This window comes from Chryseobacterium sp. SIMBA_038 (assembly GCF_046535115.1).
GTDB lineage: Bacteria > Bacteroidota > Bacteroidia > Flavobacteriales > Weeksellaceae > Chryseobacterium.
Map to the genome: position 1 here is coordinate 1 of NZ_JAWRXH010000016.1, position 980 is coordinate 980.

1 protein-coding gene is annotated in these 980 nt (G+C 42.6%); it reads left to right on the forward strand.

Annotated elements, in window-relative coordinates; genetic code table 11:
• On the forward strand, nt 1-509 hold a 509-nt coding region (locus SB689_RS22515), incomplete at its 5' end, for an APH(3') family aminoglycoside O-phosphotransferase (RefSeq protein ID WP_138147086.1).
• Nucleotides 510-980 lie beyond the last annotated feature (471 nt).

A 980-nucleotide genomic window follows, 5' to 3' on the forward strand; every position in this document is an offset into this window, starting at 1 on the left:
GGAAAACAGCATTCCAGGTATTAGAAGAATATCCTGATTCAGGTGAAAATATTGTTGATGCGCTGGCAGTGTTCCTGCGCCGGTTGCATTCGATTCCTGTTTGTAATTGTCCTTTTAACAGCGATCGCGTATTTCGTCTCGCTCAGGCGCAATCACGAATGAATAACGGTTTGGTTGATGCGAGTGATTTTGATGACGAGCGTAATGGCTGGCCTGTTGAACAAGTCTGGAAAGAAATGCATAAACTTTTGCCATTCTCACCGGATTCAGTCGTCACTCATGGTGATTTCTCACTTGATAACCTTATTTTTGACGAGGGGAAATTAATAGGTTGTATTGATGTTGGACGAGTCGGAATCGCAGACCGATACCAGGATCTTGCCATCCTATGGAACTGCCTCGGTGAGTTTTCTCCTTCATTACAGAAACGGCTTTTTCAAAAATATGGTATTGATAATCCTGATATGAATAAATTGCAGTTTCATTTGATGCTCGATGAGTTTTTCTAAGAATTAATTCATGAGCGGATACATATTTGAATGTATTTAGAAAAATAAACAAATAGGGGTTCCGCGCACATTTCCCCGAAAAGTGCCACCTAAATTGTAAGCGTTAATATTTTGTTAAAATTCGCGTTAAATTTTTGTTAAATCAGCTCATTTTTTAACCAATAGGCCGAAATCGGCAAAATCCCTTATAAATCAAAAGAATAGACCGAGATAGGGTTGAGTGTTGTTCCAGTTTGGAACAAGAGTCCACTATTAAAGAACGTGGACTCCAACGTCAAAGGGCGAAAAACCGTCTATCAGGGCGATGGCCCACTACGTGAACCATCACCCTAATCAAGTTTTTTGGGGTCGAGGTGCCGTAAAGCACTAAATCGGAACCCTAAAGGGAGCCCCCGATTTAGAGCTTGACGGGGAAAGCCGGCGAACGTGGCGAGAAAGGAAGGGAAGAAAGCGAAAGGAGCGGGCGCTAGG